This is a genomic window from Streptomyces sp. STAM6 (genome assembly GCF_054963715.1).
In genome coordinates this window covers 134,727-149,951 of sequence record NZ_JBUEFZ010000005.1, presented here as the reverse complement: position 1 = coordinate 149,951, position 15,225 = coordinate 134,727, and the positions used below count along the sequence as shown (strand labels likewise).

The 15,225-nt window shown below is 69.3% G+C and carries 18 protein-coding genes; 8 read left to right on the top strand and 10 right to left on the bottom strand.

Annotation, left to right across the window (positions count from 1 at the left end; genetic code table 11):
* Positions 1–17 precede the first annotated feature (17 nt).
* Positions 18–1,361, top strand: coding sequence for a YibE/F family protein (locus ACY34K_RS09280; RefSeq protein ID WP_462745651.1), 1,344 nt, complete (start codon positions 18–20; stop codon positions 1,359–1,361).
* Between the two features lie 38 nt (positions 1,362–1,399).
* Here ACY34K_RS09280 and ACY34K_RS09275 read toward each other — a convergent pair whose 3' ends face one another.
* From ACY34K_RS09275 to ACY34K_RS09260, 4 genes are all read right to left on the bottom strand, one after another.
* Positions 1,400–1,834, bottom strand: coding sequence for an SsgA family sporulation/cell division regulator (locus ACY34K_RS09275; protein ID WP_462745845.1), 435 nt, complete (start codon positions 1,832–1,834; stop codon positions 1,400–1,402).
* A gap of 139 nt (positions 1,835–1,973) precedes the next feature.
* A complete protein-coding gene (locus ACY34K_RS09270) occupies positions 1,974–2,744 on the bottom strand; it encodes an IclR family transcriptional regulator (RefSeq protein WP_462745650.1) in 771 nt (256 codons plus the stop codon).
* A 172-nt stretch (positions 2,745–2,916) separates the two neighbouring features.
* Positions 2,917–3,135, bottom strand: a complete 219-nt coding sequence (locus ACY34K_RS09265; protein ID WP_462745649.1) for a DUF5326 family protein — start codon at positions 3,133–3,135, stop codon at positions 2,917–2,919.
* 167 nt (positions 3,136–3,302) lie between these two features.
* The gene (locus ACY34K_RS09260) at positions 3,303–3,620 is read right to left on the bottom strand and encodes a cupin domain-containing protein (RefSeq protein WP_462745647.1); all 318 of its coding nucleotides are present in this window, start codon (positions 3,618–3,620) and stop codon (positions 3,303–3,305) included.
* Positions 3,621–3,667: 47 nt separating this feature from the next.
* Here ACY34K_RS09260 and ACY34K_RS09255 point away from each other — a divergent pair, with 47 nt between their 5' ends.
* The 4 genes from ACY34K_RS09255 (at position 3,668) to ACY34K_RS09240 (ending at position 6,824) form a co-directional block, all read left to right on the top strand.
* Positions 3,668–4,048 (top strand): phage holin family protein, encoded by a 381-nt coding sequence (locus tag ACY34K_RS09255; RefSeq protein WP_462745646.1) that lies wholly within the window; start codon positions 3,668–3,670, stop codon positions 4,046–4,048.
* A complete protein-coding gene (locus tag ACY34K_RS09250) occupies positions 4,048–5,178 on the top strand; it encodes a cystathionine gamma-lyase (RefSeq protein WP_462745645.1) in 1,131 nt (376 codons plus the stop codon). Before ACY34K_RS09255 ends, ACY34K_RS09250 begins: the two co-directional genes overlap by 1 nt.
* 219 nt (positions 5,179–5,397) lie before the next feature.
* Positions 5,398–6,294 carry a LysR family transcriptional regulator gene (locus tag ACY34K_RS09245; protein ID WP_462745644.1) on the top strand — a complete coding sequence of 299 codons (897 nt, stop codon included), beginning with the start codon at positions 5,398–5,400 and terminating at the stop codon, positions 6,292–6,294.
* 50 nt (positions 6,295–6,344) lie between these two features.
* A complete protein-coding gene (locus ACY34K_RS09240; RefSeq protein WP_462745643.1) occupies positions 6,345–6,824 on the top strand; it encodes an NUDIX domain-containing protein in 480 nt (159 codons plus the stop codon).
* Between the two features lie 71 nt (positions 6,825–6,895).
* Here ACY34K_RS09240 and ACY34K_RS09235 read toward each other — a convergent pair whose 3' ends face one another.
* On the bottom strand, positions 6,896–8,644 hold the full coding sequence (locus ACY34K_RS09235; RefSeq protein WP_462745642.1) for a globin domain-containing protein: 1,749 nt from the start codon (positions 8,642–8,644) through the stop codon (positions 6,896–6,898).
* Positions 8,645–8,916: 272 nt separating this feature from the next.
* A complete protein-coding gene (locus ACY34K_RS09230) occupies positions 8,917–9,558 on the bottom strand; it encodes an HAD family hydrolase (RefSeq protein ID WP_462745641.1) in 642 nt (213 codons plus the stop codon).
* A 76-nt stretch (positions 9,559–9,634) separates the two neighbouring features.
* On the opposite strand from ACY34K_RS09230, the gene ACY34K_RS09225 reads away from it, so the two are divergent.
* On the top strand, positions 9,635–10,246 hold the full coding sequence (locus ACY34K_RS09225; protein WP_462745640.1) for a DUF2269 domain-containing protein: 612 nt from the start codon (positions 9,635–9,637) through the stop codon (positions 10,244–10,246).
* On the opposite strand, the gene ACY34K_RS09220 is transcribed toward ACY34K_RS09225, so the two are convergent.
* Both ACY34K_RS09220 and ACY34K_RS09215 read right to left on the bottom strand, forming a co-directional pair.
* The gene (locus ACY34K_RS09220; RefSeq protein ID WP_462745639.1) at positions 10,207–10,641 is read right to left on the bottom strand and encodes a GlcG/HbpS family heme-binding protein; all 435 of its coding nucleotides are present in this window, start codon (positions 10,639–10,641) and stop codon (positions 10,207–10,209) included. The genes ACY34K_RS09225 and ACY34K_RS09220 overlap by 40 nt on opposite strands.
* A 48-nt stretch (positions 10,642–10,689) precedes the next feature.
* A complete protein-coding gene (locus ACY34K_RS09215; RefSeq protein WP_462745637.1) occupies positions 10,690–11,904 on the bottom strand; it encodes an MFS transporter in 1,215 nt (404 codons plus the stop codon).
* Between the two features lie 142 nt (positions 11,905–12,046).
* Between ACY34K_RS09215 and ACY34K_RS09210 the strand changes: the two genes are divergently transcribed.
* Together ACY34K_RS09210 and ACY34K_RS09205 are read left to right on the top strand one after the other, a co-directional pair.
* The gene (locus ACY34K_RS09210) at positions 12,047–12,505 is read left to right on the top strand and encodes a MarR family winged helix-turn-helix transcriptional regulator (protein WP_462745636.1); all 459 of its coding nucleotides are present in this window, start codon (positions 12,047–12,049) and stop codon (positions 12,503–12,505) included.
* A 58-nt stretch (positions 12,506–12,563) separates the two neighbouring features.
* A complete protein-coding gene (locus ACY34K_RS09205; protein ID WP_462745635.1) occupies positions 12,564–13,016 on the top strand; it encodes an N-acetyltransferase family protein in 453 nt (150 codons plus the stop codon).
* Positions 13,017–13,079: 63 nt separating this feature from the next.
* Here the strand turns inward: ACY34K_RS09205 and ACY34K_RS09200 are convergent, their stop codons facing one another.
* Both ACY34K_RS09200 and ACY34K_RS09195 read right to left on the bottom strand, forming a co-directional pair.
* Positions 13,080–14,492, bottom strand: coding sequence for a serine hydrolase domain-containing protein (locus ACY34K_RS09200; RefSeq protein WP_462745634.1), 1,413 nt, complete (start codon positions 14,490–14,492; stop codon positions 13,080–13,082).
* 81 nt (positions 14,493–14,573) lie between these two features.
* Positions 14,574–15,221, bottom strand: a complete 648-nt coding sequence (locus tag ACY34K_RS09195; protein ID WP_462745633.1) for a hypothetical protein — start codon at positions 15,219–15,221, stop codon at positions 14,574–14,576.
* Positions 15,222–15,225 lie beyond the last annotated feature (4 nt).

Here is a 15,225-nt window from a genome sequence, read left to right as displayed (position 1 = left end):
CTTGCGATGATCGGTCGGTGACTTCCTCGCATCAGACCCCCGAGCCGGCCGGACACGCCCACGTCCACACCCATGGCCACGGGCCCGCCGCGCCCGTCTCCAAGCACTTGCGCAAGGTCATCGCGGCCGTGCTGATTCCTTTCGCCACGGCCGTGGTGGTCGGGCTCGTCGTGCTGTGGCCGGGTGGCGCCCCGGCCCACGAGCGCACCGGTGTCGGCTTCGACCGGCAGACCGAACAGGGCGAGGTCATCCGTGTCGAGAAGGTCGACTGCAAGGATGTGAACGCCGCGCAAGTGCCACCGACGAGCAACCCGACGACGCCCGAGGGGCGCGAGGCGGCCAACGCTCAGCAGGGCCAGTGCGAGAAGGCGACGGTCGAGGTCACCAGCGGCAAGGACAAGGGCCGCACCTTCGTCGAGATCGTGCAGCCGGACGCGCCCAGGCAACTGGAGGAAGGCCAGGGCGTGGTGGTGGCGTACGCCCCCGACGCTCCTCGTGACCTGCAGTATTCCGTCACCGATGTGGACCGCGGGGTGCCGATGGCGGTGCTCGCGGGGCTTTTCGCGCTGGCCGTCGTGGTGGTCGGCCGGATGCGTGGTGTGATGGCGCTGATCGCACTCGCGGTGAGCTTCGCGGTGCTGACGATCTTCATCCTGCCGGCGATCCTGCAGGGTTCGAACCCGCTGGTCGTCGCCGTGGTCGGGGCAAGCGCGATCATGCTGGCGGCGCTCTACATGTGCCACGGCCTGACCGCCCGTACCTCGGTGGCGGTGATCGGCACCTTGATCTCGCTGCTGCTGATCGGCCTGCTGGGCTCGGTGTTCATCGACTGGGCGTCGCTGACCGGCAACACCGACGACTACACCGGCCTCATCCACGGTCTGTACCCGAACATCGACATGTCGGGTCTGCTGCTGGCGGGCATCATCATCGGTTCGCTCGGTGTGCTCGACGATGTGACGGTGACCCAGACGTCGGCGGTGTGGGAGCTGCACCAGGCGGACCCGAACATGGGGAGGCGGGCGCTGTACCGGGCGGCCATCCGGATCGGGCGCGACCACATCGCGTCCGTGGTGAACACGCTGGTGCTGGCGTACGCGGGTGCTTCCCTGCCGCTGCTGCTGCTTTTCTCGATCGCGGAGAGCAGCGTGGGCACGGTCGCCAACAGCGAATTGGTCGCCGAGGAAATCGTGCGGACTTTGGTGGGTTCGATCGGTCTGGTGGCCTCGGTGCCGGTGACCACGGCGCTGGCGGCGCTGGTGGTGTCGGCCGATCGGCCGGCCGGCGGGGGCACGCCCGGGGCAGCACCCGTACCCGCGTCTGCGGGACGCGGGGGACGCGGCCGTCGCCGCAAGAAGTAGCGGAGCCCGGCACGCGGGCGTACGGAACGGAGCGCCTCTCAGCCGGCGTTCTCCTCCGCGAGGATGCGGCCGAGCGCTTCCTCCAGGTCGTCCTCGAAGTCGCCGAGCGTGCGCTCCTGGCCCAGCGGCACCAGCTTGTCGGTGCGGTCGAGGAAGGCGACCAGGGGCGGCGCGCTCGCCCGGAACAGCGCCCGGTCGGCCCCGACCTGCAGGCGAATGCTGACGTCGGAGAGGTCCTCGGGAGCCACCGGCGAGATGTGCACATCGCCGTCGCCGCTGGGCCCGTTGATCCCGTCCAGCAGCAGCTCCCTGCCGAAGGTCCAGGTCACAGGCGCGTCGCCGGGCAGGTGGAACGTCATACGGACCGCATACGGGTCCTTCGTCTCGTATCCCAGCTCGACCGGGATCCTGAAGGAGAGCTCCTCGGAGACGACGAAACTCATCAAGACCTCGGCCTGAACCGACTCGCGCATCATGTACCCCGCAGTAGATGAAGCAGATGTGAACAACAGCTGGTAAGGCCGGTGGTGAAAAACGGGCCGGGAATGACGCTGAGTGGCCCTCTTGACGTAATCGTCCTGTACGCGCTAGCAGATCACAAGGAGTGATTTTTCAGATACTGATAGAGAAGACGAGCGTGCTGAGCAGCCTGTCGATCTCGGCCCTGAGCCTCTCGACCGCCGGCAACAACCGTTCCCGCTGGTGAACCGGTACGGAAATGGCCATGGCGGCGGCGCCGGAGCCCGCCGTGACGGGGATCGCGGCACACGCCGTTCCCACCGCGTACTCCTGGCATTCCACGAAAGGCCGTATCCGTTCGGTCGCGTCGAGCCGCTCCAGAAGCGCCCGACGGTCACGCACCGTATACGGAGTGATCGGCTGCACGGGGTGGCGGCTGAGATGATCCTGCCGCGACTTCTCGTCGAGCTGGCTGAGAAGGCACTGTCCGATGGCATGAGCGTGCCCGGTCTCACGGAAGTCGGCCCATTCGCCGACGGCGGGGGCGGAGGGCGTGTCGGAGACGGCGATCAGTTCGATCTCGCCGTCCCGGTAGACCGCGAAGTACACGGGGACACCGATCGTGTCCCTCCACTGCGCCAGGGATTTCTCGAGCCTGCTGCGACGATTCTGCAGGGCTCCCCCGCCGGCCAGCCGGCACGCGGCCTCCCCGAAGACGAACACACCCTTCTCCCGGCGCAGATAGCCCTCGTGCGTAAGAGTGCGCAGCAGGTGGTAGGCGGTGGGAAGCGGCAGCCCGGTCTCGCGCGCCAGCTGTTTGGCGGGTGCCCCGTCGGCGTGCGAGCCGACGGCCTCCAGCAGTCGCAGCGCGCGCTGAACGGAGCCGATGAGAGTCGGGGCAGTGGAGTTGGTTGCCGTGGCCAAAGGTCACCCCCAGGCGTTTCGCCCATCCAGTCCTACAAACCGCTGGTAGGGCGTTCGTCTGCCCCTGGATTCCAAGGGCGGCGGAGGCTTGCCACTCTAATGGCAGCCTCCGATCGGGGTGAGGTTTCGCCGGGGCCGTTCCCCCGGCCGGGCTAACGGCACGGCGTTTTCGTCACCAATCGCCGCGCGACGAGGAAGATGCCATGAACTTCCGTACGACGTAGATGAGTCCGCCGACGAGTGCGACGAAGACCAGGACCTTGAACAGAAAGCCGACCAGCACACTGACCACCGTCGCGATCAGACCGCCGAAGACGGCCAGCGCGATGACGGGTATGGCCACCCACTTCACCCACCAGGGCATGCCCGCGAGGATCTCCCGTACCGCCATCGTCCTTACCCCATCTCTCCGGTCACCGGATGCCAATGAACACCTCCGATGCTAGGTGCGGGACAGCGGCCGGCGGGGCTCCCGCAGCCCTTGAACTCCCCTGAACCGCCCCCTAGGGAATCCGGGGCGACAGGGTGAGCCCGCGGACGGACCGCCCCGCCCGGGGCTCAGCTCTCCGGGGGCGAGAAGACCACCATCACCCGCAGGTCCTCGGTGATGTGGTGGAACTTGTGCGGCACACCGGCCGGCACGTACACCACACTGCCCCGCCCCACCTGAGTGGTCTCCATGCCGACCGTGATCGAGGCGCGGCCGCTGACGACGAAGTAGACCTCGTCCTCCTTGTGCGGCTGCTGCGGATCGATCTCACCGGCGTCGAGCGCATAGAGACCGACGGACATGTTCCGCTCCCGCAGGAATTGCAGATACGCGCCCTCGTTGGCGACGCGCTCCGCCTCCAGCTCGTCCAGTCGGAATGTCTTCATCGTCCGCCCCTGCTCTTGATCTCGTCACGTCTGCCACGATCAGACACATGATGAATTTCGTAGTCAAGACGCTGGCCAACGCGGCCGCTCTGGCGGTGGCGATCTGGCTGCTCCACGACATAACCCTGACCGGGGACAGCACCGGTAAGAAGGCGTTGACCCTGGTGCTCGTGGCGCTGATCTTCGGCGTCGTGAACATTCTCGTCAAGCCGCTCGTCCAGCTGCTCACTCTGCCGCTGTTCATCCTCACGCTCGGCCTGTTCACCCTCGTCGTCAACGCCCTGATGCTGCTGCTGACGTCGTGGCTCGCCGATGTGGTCGACCTGAGTTTCCACGTCGAGGGCTTCTGGACCGCCGTACTGGGCGGCCTGATCATTTCGGTCGTGTCCTGGGCAGTGAACGTCGTCCTCCCCGACGGCAGGGACTGATGGAGGGATCGCCCCTGGGAGACGGCACCCGAGCGGTACGGGCAGGGCTGCCCGAGCCGCGCAAGTACGAACCGATCCTGCCGGGGCCGGTCTTCGCCGCGCACTTCCACCTGCCCGGCGAGCCCACCGGCCCGTACACCTACGGCCGGGACGAGAACCCGACCTGGACCCATCTGGAACGGGCCATCGGCGAACTGGAGGCGCCCGGCGAGACGGAGGCGGAGACAGTGGTCTTCGCCTCCGGCATGGCCGCGATCTCCGCCGTCCTCTTCTCCCAGCTCAAGGCCGGGGACGTGGCCGTGCTTCCGTCCGACGGCTACCAGGCGCTGCCGCTGCTGCGCGAGCGTCTGGAGGCCTACGGGATCGAGGTGCGCACCGCGCCGACGGGAGGGGACGCGCAGCTGTCCGTCCTCGACGGGGCCCGGCTGCTGTGGATGGAGACGCCGTCCAACCCCGGCCTGGACGTGTGCGACGTCCGGCGCCTGGTGCATGCCGCCCACGACGGCGGAGCGCTGGTCGCCGTCGACAACACACTCGCCACCCCGCTCGGGCAGCGGCCGCTGGAACTGGGCGCGGACTTCTCGGTGGCCAGTGACACCAAGGGCATGACCGGCCACGGCGATCTGCTGCTCGGCCATGTGACGTGCCGCGACCCGCGGCTCGCGGCGGAGGTGCGGCTCTGGCGCAAGATCGCCGGCGCGATCCCCGGCCCCATGGAGGCCTGGCTCGCCCACCGCTCGCTGGCCACCCTGCAGCTGCGCGTCGAGCGGCAGTGCGCCAACGCGCTGGCACTCGCGGAGGCCCTCGCACGGCGGGACGAGGTGACCGGACTGCGCTATCCGGGACTGCCCGGCGACCCTTCTCACCGGATCGCCGCCGGACAGATGCGCCGCTTCGGTTCGGTCGTCTCCTTCGTACTGCCCGACCGCGAGCGGGCGGAACGCTTCCTGGACGGCCTGCGGCTGGTGGACGACGCCACCAGCTTCGGCGGCATCCGGTCCACGGCCGAACGGCGAGGACGCTGGGGCGGTGACGCGGTGCCGGAGGGCTTCATCCGCTTCTCGGTCGGCGCCGAGGACGCCGAGGACCTCGTGGCGGACGTGCTGCGGGCCCTCGACGGTGCCCGATAGGCCGCCCCGGCCACACACAATGGACGGTCCGAGCCTCCCCCCTCATGGCTCGGACCGTCCGGTTCTGTGGGCGGACAACCGCCTGAACAAGGCTAGTTGACTGTGCGTCAGTGTCCAATCACGGTAGCGACAGCGACCTATCGACTTATTTATAGTTGGACGGTCCTGAGGCGCCGCCGGGCGTGTCGCCGACGACGAGCCGGTCAGGAGGGGGAGGGCATGGATCTGGCCTTGCTGCGCACGTTCGTCACGGTGCACCGGGCCGGCTCCTTCACCCGCGCCGCCGCTCTCCTGGGACTGTCACAGCCCGCCGTGACCAGCCAGATCCGCACCCTGGAACGCCAACTGGGCAGGCCGCTCTTCCTGCGCCAGGCCCGCGGGGTCACGCCCACCACCATCGGCGACGAACTCGCCCACCGCGCGGCTCCCCACCTCGACGCGCTCGTGGAGATCACCGAGACGGGCCTCGACGAGCAGACCGGGGTCCGCACCCTCCACCTCGCCGGACCGCCCGAGTTCACCTCCCTGCGCGTCCTGCCCGCACTCACTCCCTTGATCTCCCAGGGGCTCGCCCTGCGTGCCTCGCTCGCCGGAACCGCCGAGGAGGTCCTCGAAGGGCTCGCCGCCGGCCATCACGACCTCGCCCTCGCGACGGCCCGGCCGCGCGGCGGGCTGCTCACCGCAACCCCGCTCTGCGACGAGGAGCACGTCCTGGTCGCCTCGCCGCGCTGGGCTGCCCGCCTCGGGCCGGACGTGCTGCTCCGCAAGGGCGCCGTCGTACTGGAACAGCTCCCCGTGGTGGAGGTCCACGAGTCGCTGCCGTTCGTCTCCCGCTACTGGGCGGCCGTCTTCGAGTCCAAACCGGCCGCGGCCGCGACCGTCGTCGCACCGGATCTGCGGGCCGTCCTGGAAGCCGCAGTGTCGGGCGCCGGGCTCGCCGTCCTGCCCCGCTACCTGTGCGAGCCGGCCCTGGAGAGCGGACGGCTGATGGCTCTGCTGGAGCCGCCGGTGCCGCCCCTGCGGACCTACTTCCTCGTCGTACGCACCGGGACCCTGGCCCTCCCCCACATCTCCCGGGCGCACGAGAGCCTGCTGCGCGCCGCTGTCGACTGGTGACGGCCGGTAGAGAGGGTTTCAGAAGGGCCGGGGCGGGCCATTTTCAAGCCATGACCGAACGACCCGTGGTCAAGCGCACCGCACGCGCCATCCTGCTCGACGGCGACGACCTCGTCCTGATCAAGCGCACCAAGCCCGGCATGGACCCGTACTGGGTCACCCCGGGCGGCGGCGTCGAACCCGAGGACGCCACGGTCGTCGACGCGCTGCACCGGGAGGTCGACGAGGAGCTCGGCGCCAAGATCACCGATGTCGTGCCCTGCTTCGTCGACACCGTCGAGCACATCGTGGACGGCGGCGTCTCCGGTGTGAAGGTCCAGCACTTCTTCGTCTGCCGGCTCGAGTCGATGGACCCGGCCCGTCGGCACGGGCCCGAGGTCGACGAGCCCTGCGGCGAGTACGAGATCGTCCGGGTGCCGTTCAGCCGGGTGGGCATCGCCGCCGTCCATCTCGTGCCGCTCTCGTTGCGGCACTACCTGGACGGCAACATCGAGGGGGTGCGGGCGATGCACGCGCCCGACCTCGGCTGAGCCCGGCCGGGCCCTGGACCGCCCGGCCCGGACCGCCCGGCCCGGACCGGACGGCCTGGCCCGGACCGCCGCTAGTCCGCCGCGGCAACCAGCTCCTCCAGGGAGTCGTGGCGGATCCGTTCGGTCGGAACCCCGACCCCCCGCAGGGCGTGCACACCGCTGCGGATCATGCCCGGCGGTCCGGAGAGGTAGGCGTCGTACTCGTTCCAGGGCCCGTATTCACGTACGACGTCCGGCAGCTGGGTCTTTCCGTCGATGACAGCGCGTACTTCCAGCCACGGGTGCGACTGCTGGAGCCGCAGCATCGTGTCGATGTCGTACAGATCGTGATCGGTGCGGGCCCCGTAGAAGACCTCGACGGGCCTGCGCTCGCCGTGCTCCGCGACGTCCTCGACCAGCGCCTTGATGGGCGCGATACCCGTGCCGCCGCCGAGGCAGAGCAGGCCGCTGTCCGTCGAGTGGTCGACGGTCATCGATCCGGCGGGCGGGCCCAGGCGCAGCACGTCTCCGGGCCGGGCGTGGTGCACGAGGGCGTTGGACACCCAGCCGGCCGGGACCGCCTTCACATGGAAGGACAGCAGCCCGTCGGAGCGGGGCGCCGACGCGAAGGAGTAGTGCCGCCATATCCGGGGCCACCAGGGCGTTTCAAGACTCGTGTACTGCCCGGCGAGGAACGGGTAGGGCTGGTCGGGGCGAACGGTGATCACCGCGACGTCGGGTGTTCTCAGATCGTGGGAGACGACCTCGGCGTGCCACCAGGCGGGCGCGTGCCGCTCGTTCTCGGCCGCCGCGTCGATCATGATCTGGGAGATCGTGGTGTACGTACGGATCCAGGCGGCCTGGGTCTCCTCGTCCCAGGTGCTTGTCGCGTACCGGGTCAGCGCACCGATGAGGGCCTCGCCGACGGCCGGGTAGTGCGCGGCCTCGGTGCCGTACTTGCGGTGGCCGCGACCGAGGTGCTGGAGGTATTCGGTGAGCACCTCGGCGTTGTCCATGTGCTCCGCGGCGGTCAGCAGGGCCTTGAGCAGCCGGTCCCGCTGGGCGTCCATCGCGGCGGGGAAGAGCTCGCGCAGCTCGGGGTGGCGGACGAAGAGCAGGGCGTAGAAGTAGGCCGTGACCTTGTCGGCGACGGGGCCGACCTCGGCGAGGGTCCGCCGTACGAGGATCGCGTCGGGCGAGCCCGTCTCGGCGGGCACGGGCTCCGCGACCTCGACGTGCGGGGCGGGACCGGCGGGCTCGTGGTGGAGAGCCTCATGGCGCACAGCCTCGTGTCCGGCGGGCTCGCGATCCACGGCCTCGTGTCCGGCGGACTCGTGACCGGCGGGCTCTCGGTGCGGGGCCTCGTCGTGCACTGCCTCGTGACCGGCGGGCTCGTACGGAGCCGGCTCGTGCTGGACGGGCTCGTACGACGGAAGTGGCTGGTGCGGCGTCGGCTCGTGCGGAGCCGAGTCGGGGTGTGCGAACTGCTCGGGGACGCGCGACTCCGGGGGTGGTGCCGGTGCGGGCCACGGCGCCGGCACCATGGACTCGAGATCCGGTCGCTCCTGCGCCTCGGGGGAGGAGGTGTCGGATCCGCCCCCGTCCCCGAGGGGCGCGGGGTCACCCTCACGCAGCGGCGACTCGGGCGCTCGGGCCGTACCGGCGCCCACCAGGCGTAGGGACGCCATGGAGCGGAGGCCGGGGGCTATTCGGTCCTGGTTCTCGACCGGCTGTTCCGCCGGCCTGGCCGCGACGGGCTTGCGAGGTGTGAACCAGCCACCACCGTCGCCTCCTTCACCGGAAATGCCGTTGTCGGCCGATGTGGTGGTCGGAGCGTCCATAGAGTGCCTCGCCTCGAACATCTTTCGGTCGGTCTGCGCACTTCCGTCGACCCGGAACGTGCCTCACATTCCCGCTCTGCCCCCGTGATCGCTGCCTGCCCACCGTAACCGCACTCACACACGAATCAGGGCGCGTGTGAGTACCCGTGACATTGACAGCGGCCGTCGTCGTCGCAGCATGGCAGGAGCTGCCATCCCATCGGACCGAGAGCGGAAAGCCCAGGTTTCCGTACCCGCTTTCCCGTTAGGCTGCATTACCGCTCTGCCCTTGACTAGCGGCGGTTCTGCACCAGTTCGTAGGCCTCCCGGAGATCTCCTCCCGTATACGCGTGTGTCGCGAGCCCGGACAGATGATGGTCGGCATTGATCGCCACCGCCACCGGGACCCTTGCGAAGATCTCCGCGTCGGACATGGAATCACCGTACGCAACACACTCGTCCAGCTCCACCCCCAACTCTGCACACAGTTGGGACGCGATCTTCACTTTCCCGGAGGCATTGAGAATGCCCTCACGGTTCACCGGCTGAGTGAAGGGGACAGCAGGCCAGCGTGAACCGTAGGCGGCATGCGCACCCCAGCCGAGCAATCGTTCCACGAAGAAATCGGGCGAGAGGGAAATGACCGCGCAGTAGCCGCCATGTGCCCGGATGTCGGCCCAGACATCGCGAATGCCCGTGAGCCACGGAGCGCCGTCAAAGGCGGCCTCCACGTGTTGCAGGGTCAGCTCGGACCACAGTTCGCGGGCCCGTACCGCGAACTCGTCAGGAGTCAGCGCCCGAGCGAGAAACCCTCGCTCCAGCTCCGCGATCTCGGCACTCAGTCCGAGTTGACGGGAAATCTCCACGGCAGCCGCCGATCCGCGAATCAGCGTGCCGTCGAGATCGAAAAGATGAAGTCTCGGTGCTCTCGCCATGTACGCCGAGGTTAGTAGGCATGGATACTCCCGCCGTCAGACGCCCTCCGGCACTTGGCGGGGGACGGTGTTTCACGTGAAACCACTCAAGCGTCCCGTTCTCAGGGCCATCCTCGTCGTCCATGTCGCCGTCTCCGTGAGCTGGCTGGGACTCACACTCGGTCTGCTGACGCTCGGTACCACCGCCTACACCACCGCCGACGCCTCCCTCACCGAGGCGGCCTACCGCGCCATGAAGGTCTTCGGGGACTGGCTGCTCATACCGATCGCGGCAATCACCCTGATCAGTGGTCTTGTTCTCTCCCTCGGCACCTCATGGGGCCTGGCCCGCTACCGCTGGGTGTGGGCCAAGTTCTGGCTCACCGTGGCCACCGCCGGCGCGACCGTCTTCGCTCTGCGACCGGAGATCGACCGTGCGGCGGCGGCCGGCGTGCCGGACAGCAGCCTGGTCGCCGCGCCCACCGTGGCGACGAGCGCCTATCTCTTCATGACGGTGATCTCCCTACTCAAGCCCTGGGGACTGACGCGCCGTGGACGGCGTCTGCGGGCCGCCCGGCATTCACACGCCTCTGAACGCAGCCACCCCCTGGCCGGGGGCTCACCCGGCTCAGGGGGACGGAGGTTCAGGAGGTCTCCTGACGACGTGCGTTACGCCAGGGCCTCCACGGCCGCGGTCGCGAAGCCGTGATCCTGCTCAGGGGCACCACCACCCACACCGATGGCACCGATGAGACGGCCGTCGCGGTGGACGGGAACCCCGCCCGCGATGAACAGGAGCGGGCGGTCCAGGGCAGTGGGAAGAGTGTGGAACAGGCCGCCGGGCTGCACGGCGTCGACGAGGTCCGCGGTCGGAGCGTTCAGCTGAAGCGCCGTGAACGCCTTGCGGGTACTGGTCTCGCCGGCGATCAGTACGGCTCGGTCGTCGCGGCGGAAGGCCAGCAGATGGCCGCCCGCGTCCAGGACGGTGATGGCGACGGTGACTCCTGCCTCCTCGGCGGCACGACGGGCGGCAGCCACGAGGGCTTCCGCGTCCTGCGTGGTCAGCGGGATGACAGGGGTAGCGGTGGTGACGGTGGTGCTCATGTGGGGTGACTCCCTCGTGCGGTGCGGGACCGCTGGGGCCTTCGGGGTTCAGTGGTGGGCCGCGGCGACCGCGACCGGTTCGGGGCCGGCGCCGGTGACCACCCGGCTCTCGCGGCGGACGCCACGGCGCTCCAGGGCGCTCGAGACAACGGCCAGGGCCAGCGCGGAGGCGGCGAGTACGGCGCCCACCCAATTCGGGGCAGTGATCCCGAGACCGGCCGCGATCACGATGCCTCCCAGCCAGGCGGACAACGCGTTGCCGAGGTTGAAGGCGCCGATGTTCACGGCGGACGCCAGGGTGGGTGCACCGGACGCCTGGTCCAGGACCCGCTTCTGCAGCGGCGGCACGGTCGCGAACCCCAGCGCGCCGATCAGTGCGATCGTGCCCGCTGCCGCGATCTTGTTGTGGGCGGTGACGGTGAACAGCGCCAGGACCAGGGCGAGCGCGCCCAGGGACACGTACAGCAACGGCATCAGCTTGCGGTCGGCGAGCTTGCCGCCGATGAGGTTGCCACCCACCATGCCGAGGCCGAAGAGGACGAGGAGCCAGGTGACCGAGGACTCGGCGAAGCCGGCGGCTTCGGTCATCATCGGCGTGATGTAGGTGATCGCGGCGAAGACACCGCCGAAGCCCAGCACGGTCATCGCCATGGCGAGCAGTACCTGCACATTGCGGAAGGCGGCGAGCTCATGGCGCAGCCGTACGCCTTCGGGCTTGGACTGCTCCGGCACGAGCTTGGCGACGCCGAGCAGACCGATCACGCCGAGGGCCGCGACGATCAGGAAAGTGGCCCGCCAGCCGGCCGACTGGCCGATGAGGGTGCCGAGCGGCACGCCGACCACATTGGCGACGGTGAGGCCGGTGAACATCGTCGCGATCGCTCCGGCCTTCTTCTGCGGGGCGACGAGATCGGCCGCCACGACGGAGCCGATGCCGAAGAACGCACCGTGGGCCAGAGACGCGACGACCCTGCCTGCCAGCATCAGGCCGAAAGCCGGGGCGACGGCGGAGAGCAGATTGCCGACGATGAACAGCCCCATCAGCAGCATCAGCATGCGCTTGCGGGAGACCCGGGTCCCCAGCACGGTCATCAGTGGAGCGCCGAGGACGACGCCGAGTGCGTAGCCGGTGACGAGGTAACCGGCGATCGGGATCGACACCTGGTAGTCGGCCGCCACCTGGGGGAGCAGTCCCATGATCACGAACTCGGTGGTTCCGATACCGAAGGCTCCGATGGCCAGGGCGAGTAGCGCGAGCGGCATGGGTTTGACCCTTCCCAGAAGATTGCATGTGCGCTTAACGAGCGCCCACAATAATTGCAGACGCGGGTTAATTGCAAACGCGGGCTATTGCGGCAGTCGTCTATCCTGGGGACCAGCCGCTCCCGGGACCGAGGAGAGACCCATGACTGCGACCGAACCGGCCCTCACAGCCCTCTCGCAGGGCTGGTGCGCTCTGTCGCTGCTGCACGGGAAGATCGAGTCGCACATCGAACGCGCGCTGGAGGCCCGGCACGGCCTGAGCATGCGCGAGTACTCCCTGCTCGATGTCCTCAGCCGCCAGCACAGCGGGCCCGGCGGTCATCTCCAGATGAAGCAGGTCGCCGACGCGGTCGTCCTCAGCCAGAGCGCCACGACCCGCCTTGTCACCCGGCTGGAAGACCGGGGGCTGCTCACCCGGTATCTGTGCGACACCGACCGACGCGGCATCTACACCGACGTCACCGAGGCCGGCCAGGCCCTGCTGACCGAAGCCCGGCCGACCAATGACGCGGCGCTGCGCGAGGCGCTCGACGAGGCCGCGAAGAACCCGGAGCTGGCGCCGCTGGTGCGGGTCGTCGAGGAGCTGTACGTACCGGCCTAGGGCGTGCTGATGCCATCGGGGTGCGAGCGGGATTCACCGCCCGAGTAGCCTGCGCGTCATGAGTGATCTTGCGATCAGGCCCGCATGCCCGGACGACCTTCCCGCCATCGTGGCCATGCTCGCCGACGACCCGCTGGGCGCCCGGCGTGAATCACCCGACGATCTCACGCCGTACACCGCCGCGTTCGAGCGGCTGGCCGACGACCCGCATCAGCGCCTCGTCGTCGCGGTACGCGACGGTCGGGTCGTCGGGACACTGCAGCTCACGATCATCCCGGGCCTGTCCCGGCGTGGAGCCACACGCTCGATCATCGAAGGCGTACGCATCCACGCCGACGAACGCGGCAGCGGACTGGGCACCCAGCTCATCGAATGGGCGGTCGCTGAATCAAAGCGACAGAACTGCCAGTTGGTACAGCTGACATCCGACGCCAGCCGTACCGATGCCCACCGCTTCTACGAACGGCTGGGCTTTGAAGCGTCTCATCTCGGCTTCAAGTTGGCTCTCTGACGGAAGGCGGCGCTGTTTCACGTGAAACAGCGCCGCCTCACCTCCTCCATCAGCGGACACGCCTCACAGACCGCGCCAGCCGCCCTCGTCCACACCGCCCGGCACAGCCCCGCCCTTCTCGTACGGTTCGCGTGTGAAGACGAACGAGCCGAGGTCGAGATGACTGACCGAGCCGTCCTCGCACCGGACCACCCGGAGTGTCTCCCCCGCGTAGTACCCGTCCAGCCCCGTCCATCTGTCGTCCTTCTCCGCGCGGAACCGTGAGGCACGGCCGGGTCCACGCAGAGGGAGAAGCTCCACGCCGCGATCGGAACAGAGGCGCAGACCGTAGGCGTACGTGCCCCAATACCAGGGGCCGGTCAGCTCCAGGAGCGCCTGGTCCACCTCGGGCAGCGGACGCCAGGGCGCGGGGATGCGGGGCTCGGCGTCAGCCACGATGCGCACGAGGTCGGTGGCGACCGCACCGGGCATGGGGCCCGAGGTGGCATTGGCCAGGACAACGGCCAGGACGTCGTCCTCGAGACTCATCCACAGGCCGGCGACAAACCCGGGCAGGGACCCGCCGTGTCCGACGAGAGTGCGGCCGTTGCGGCGGACGAGCTGGAGACCCAGCCCATAGCCGCTCTCCCAGTCCCCCGGCTCCGGGGGACTCACGGGTGTGCGCATCTCCCGCAGCGTCGCCGCGCTCAGTACCCGGTCGTCCCCCTTGCCGAGGAAGGAGGCGAAGGCGCAGAGATCCGCGGCGGTCGACCACAGCTGCCCGGCCGGTGCCATGAGCCCCAGGTCCTCGGTCGGTTCGGGCAGCATCACATCCGCCCAGGGATGCACCGCCCAGCCACCGGCGTGGGGAGCGAGAGGCTGCGTGCTCGTACGGCGCAGCCCGAGCGGTTCCAGGATCTCTGTCCGCAACGCCTCCTCCCACGGGATCCCCCGCACCGCCTCGACGAGCGAACCGAGCAGTGTGTAACCGGTGTTGGAATAGTGGTGACGGCGCCCCGCCGGATGCATGAGCGGCTTCTCACCGAGCACATCGGCCAGTTCCGGGCGGAGCGAGCCCGGGGTCCGCTCCCACCAGGGACCGGGCGACTCGGCCGCCAAGCCGCCGGTGTGGGACAGCAGTTGAGCGATGGTCACCTCGCCCACCCCGGTCCCCGGCAGGTGCTTCTCCAAGGAATCCGAGAGGTCGAGCAGCCCCTCGTCGCGCAGCCGCATCACCAGGACGGCGGTGAAGGGCTTGGTGATGGAGCCGATCCGGTACTGCGTGTCCGAGTCGGGCGCGTGTCCGTCCACACAACTGCGCGAGCCGGTCCACACCAGCCGCCCCTCCCTGGACACGGCGCCGACCAGGGAAGGCGCCCGGCCTTCGGCCTGGGCGACCGCGATCCGATGCCGCAGAGCCCGCGTGGTCGTGGGCAGGAGGGCTTCGCCACCGGTACCGGCGCCGGCTTCGTCATGTGCTTCGAAGGATGAAGTCATGCCCAAGATCTATCGCTCGCCCCCCGCCACGTCGACCACATTCCCGCACCACCAGGCGTCGCGAGGGCGGGCCCGGCCTCTTCACGCCGCCAGCGCGCCGATTGCCCGGCCGACCGCGTCCTGCTCCTCATCCGGCAGCCATCGGGCCGCATGGACCATCTGCAGGGCTGCCGACAGCCGTACCAGGTCGTCGTCCGTACCGAGATCCCCCAGATAGGCGGGCAGGAGCAACGCCAGTGCCTTGAAGTCGGTCCGTGCGCAGAATTCCGCCAGCAGCCCCGCGAGGAGGTCGTCGGCGGCCCGTGGGGCGGTGGAACCGGTGGAGCGCAGCCCGTCGGCGATCGCGAAACGGATCCCGTCGGCGTAGGGCCCGGCCGGCACTGCGGGGAGGTGCTCGGCGGCGAGCTCGAAGTGCTTCCGCGCCTCGCCGGGAGCGCCGAGGTCCCGGTGTGCCGCTCCGAGGTTCAGGTGCAGGGACGCGTAGAAACCCTTCACCCGGTCGTCCGCCACCCGGTCCGCCCGGTCGAGGCACTCCTGGTTCCAGTGGAGCGTGTCCTGCGGGGTCCGCTGGTGCCGGGCGAGGTAATGGGCGGCGACGCAGGCTTCGTAGTCGTCCTGGGCGGCCGCCCACGCCTGGTGGAAGAGGTCCAGCGCGTCGCTGTCCCGGCCTGCCGCTTCGGCCCGCATCCCCTGGGTGCACAGCCGGACGACGCGGTTGTCGCGGTCCATGGTG

Coding starts and splice junctions, on each gene's coding strand:
- ACY34K_RS09200 (WP_462745634.1), bottom strand. CDS start 14,492: ATGACTTCATCCTTCGAAGCACATGACGAAGCCGGCGCCGGTACCGGT.
- ACY34K_RS09220 (WP_462745639.1), bottom strand. CDS start 10,641: ATGAGCACCACCGTCACCACCGCTACCCCTGTCATCCCGCTGACCACG.
- ACY34K_RS09275 (WP_462745845.1), bottom strand. CDS start 1,834: ATGCGCGAGTCGGTTCAGGCCGAGGTCTTGATGAGTTTCGTCGTCTCC.
- ACY34K_RS09210 (WP_462745636.1), top strand. CDS start 12,047: ATGACTGCGACCGAACCGGCCCTCACAGCCCTCTCGCAGGGCTGGTGC.
- ACY34K_RS09235 (WP_462745642.1), bottom strand. CDS start 8,644: ATGGACGCTCCGACCACCACATCGGCCGACAACGGCATTTCCGGTGAA.
- ACY34K_RS09265 (WP_462745649.1), bottom strand. CDS start 3,135: ATGGCGGTACGGGAGATCCTCGCGGGCATGCCCTGGTGGGTGAAGTGG.
- ACY34K_RS09255 (WP_462745646.1), top strand. CDS start 3,668: ATGATGAATTTCGTAGTCAAGACGCTGGCCAACGCGGCCGCTCTGGCG.
- ACY34K_RS09240 (WP_462745643.1), top strand. CDS start 6,345: ATGACCGAACGACCCGTGGTCAAGCGCACCGCACGCGCCATCCTGCTC.
- ACY34K_RS09230 (WP_462745641.1), bottom strand. CDS start 9,558: ATGGCGAGAGCACCGAGACTTCATCTTTTCGATCTCGACGGCACGCTG.
- ACY34K_RS09205 (WP_462745635.1), top strand. CDS start 12,564: ATGAGTGATCTTGCGATCAGGCCCGCATGCCCGGACGACCTTCCCGCC.
- ACY34K_RS09250 (WP_462745645.1), top strand. CDS start 4,048: ATGGAGGGATCGCCCCTGGGAGACGGCACCCGAGCGGTACGGGCAGGG.
- ACY34K_RS09215 (WP_462745637.1), bottom strand. CDS start 11,904: ATGCCGCTCGCGCTACTCGCCCTGGCCATCGGAGCCTTCGGTATCGGA.
- ACY34K_RS09195 (WP_462745633.1), bottom strand. CDS start 15,221: ATGGACCGCGACAACCGCGTCGTCCGGCTGTGCACCCAGGGGATGCGG.
- ACY34K_RS09260 (WP_462745647.1), bottom strand. CDS start 3,620: ATGAAGACATTCCGACTGGACGAGCTGGAGGCGGAGCGCGTCGCCAAC.
- ACY34K_RS09245 (WP_462745644.1), top strand. CDS start 5,398: ATGGATCTGGCCTTGCTGCGCACGTTCGTCACGGTGCACCGGGCCGGC.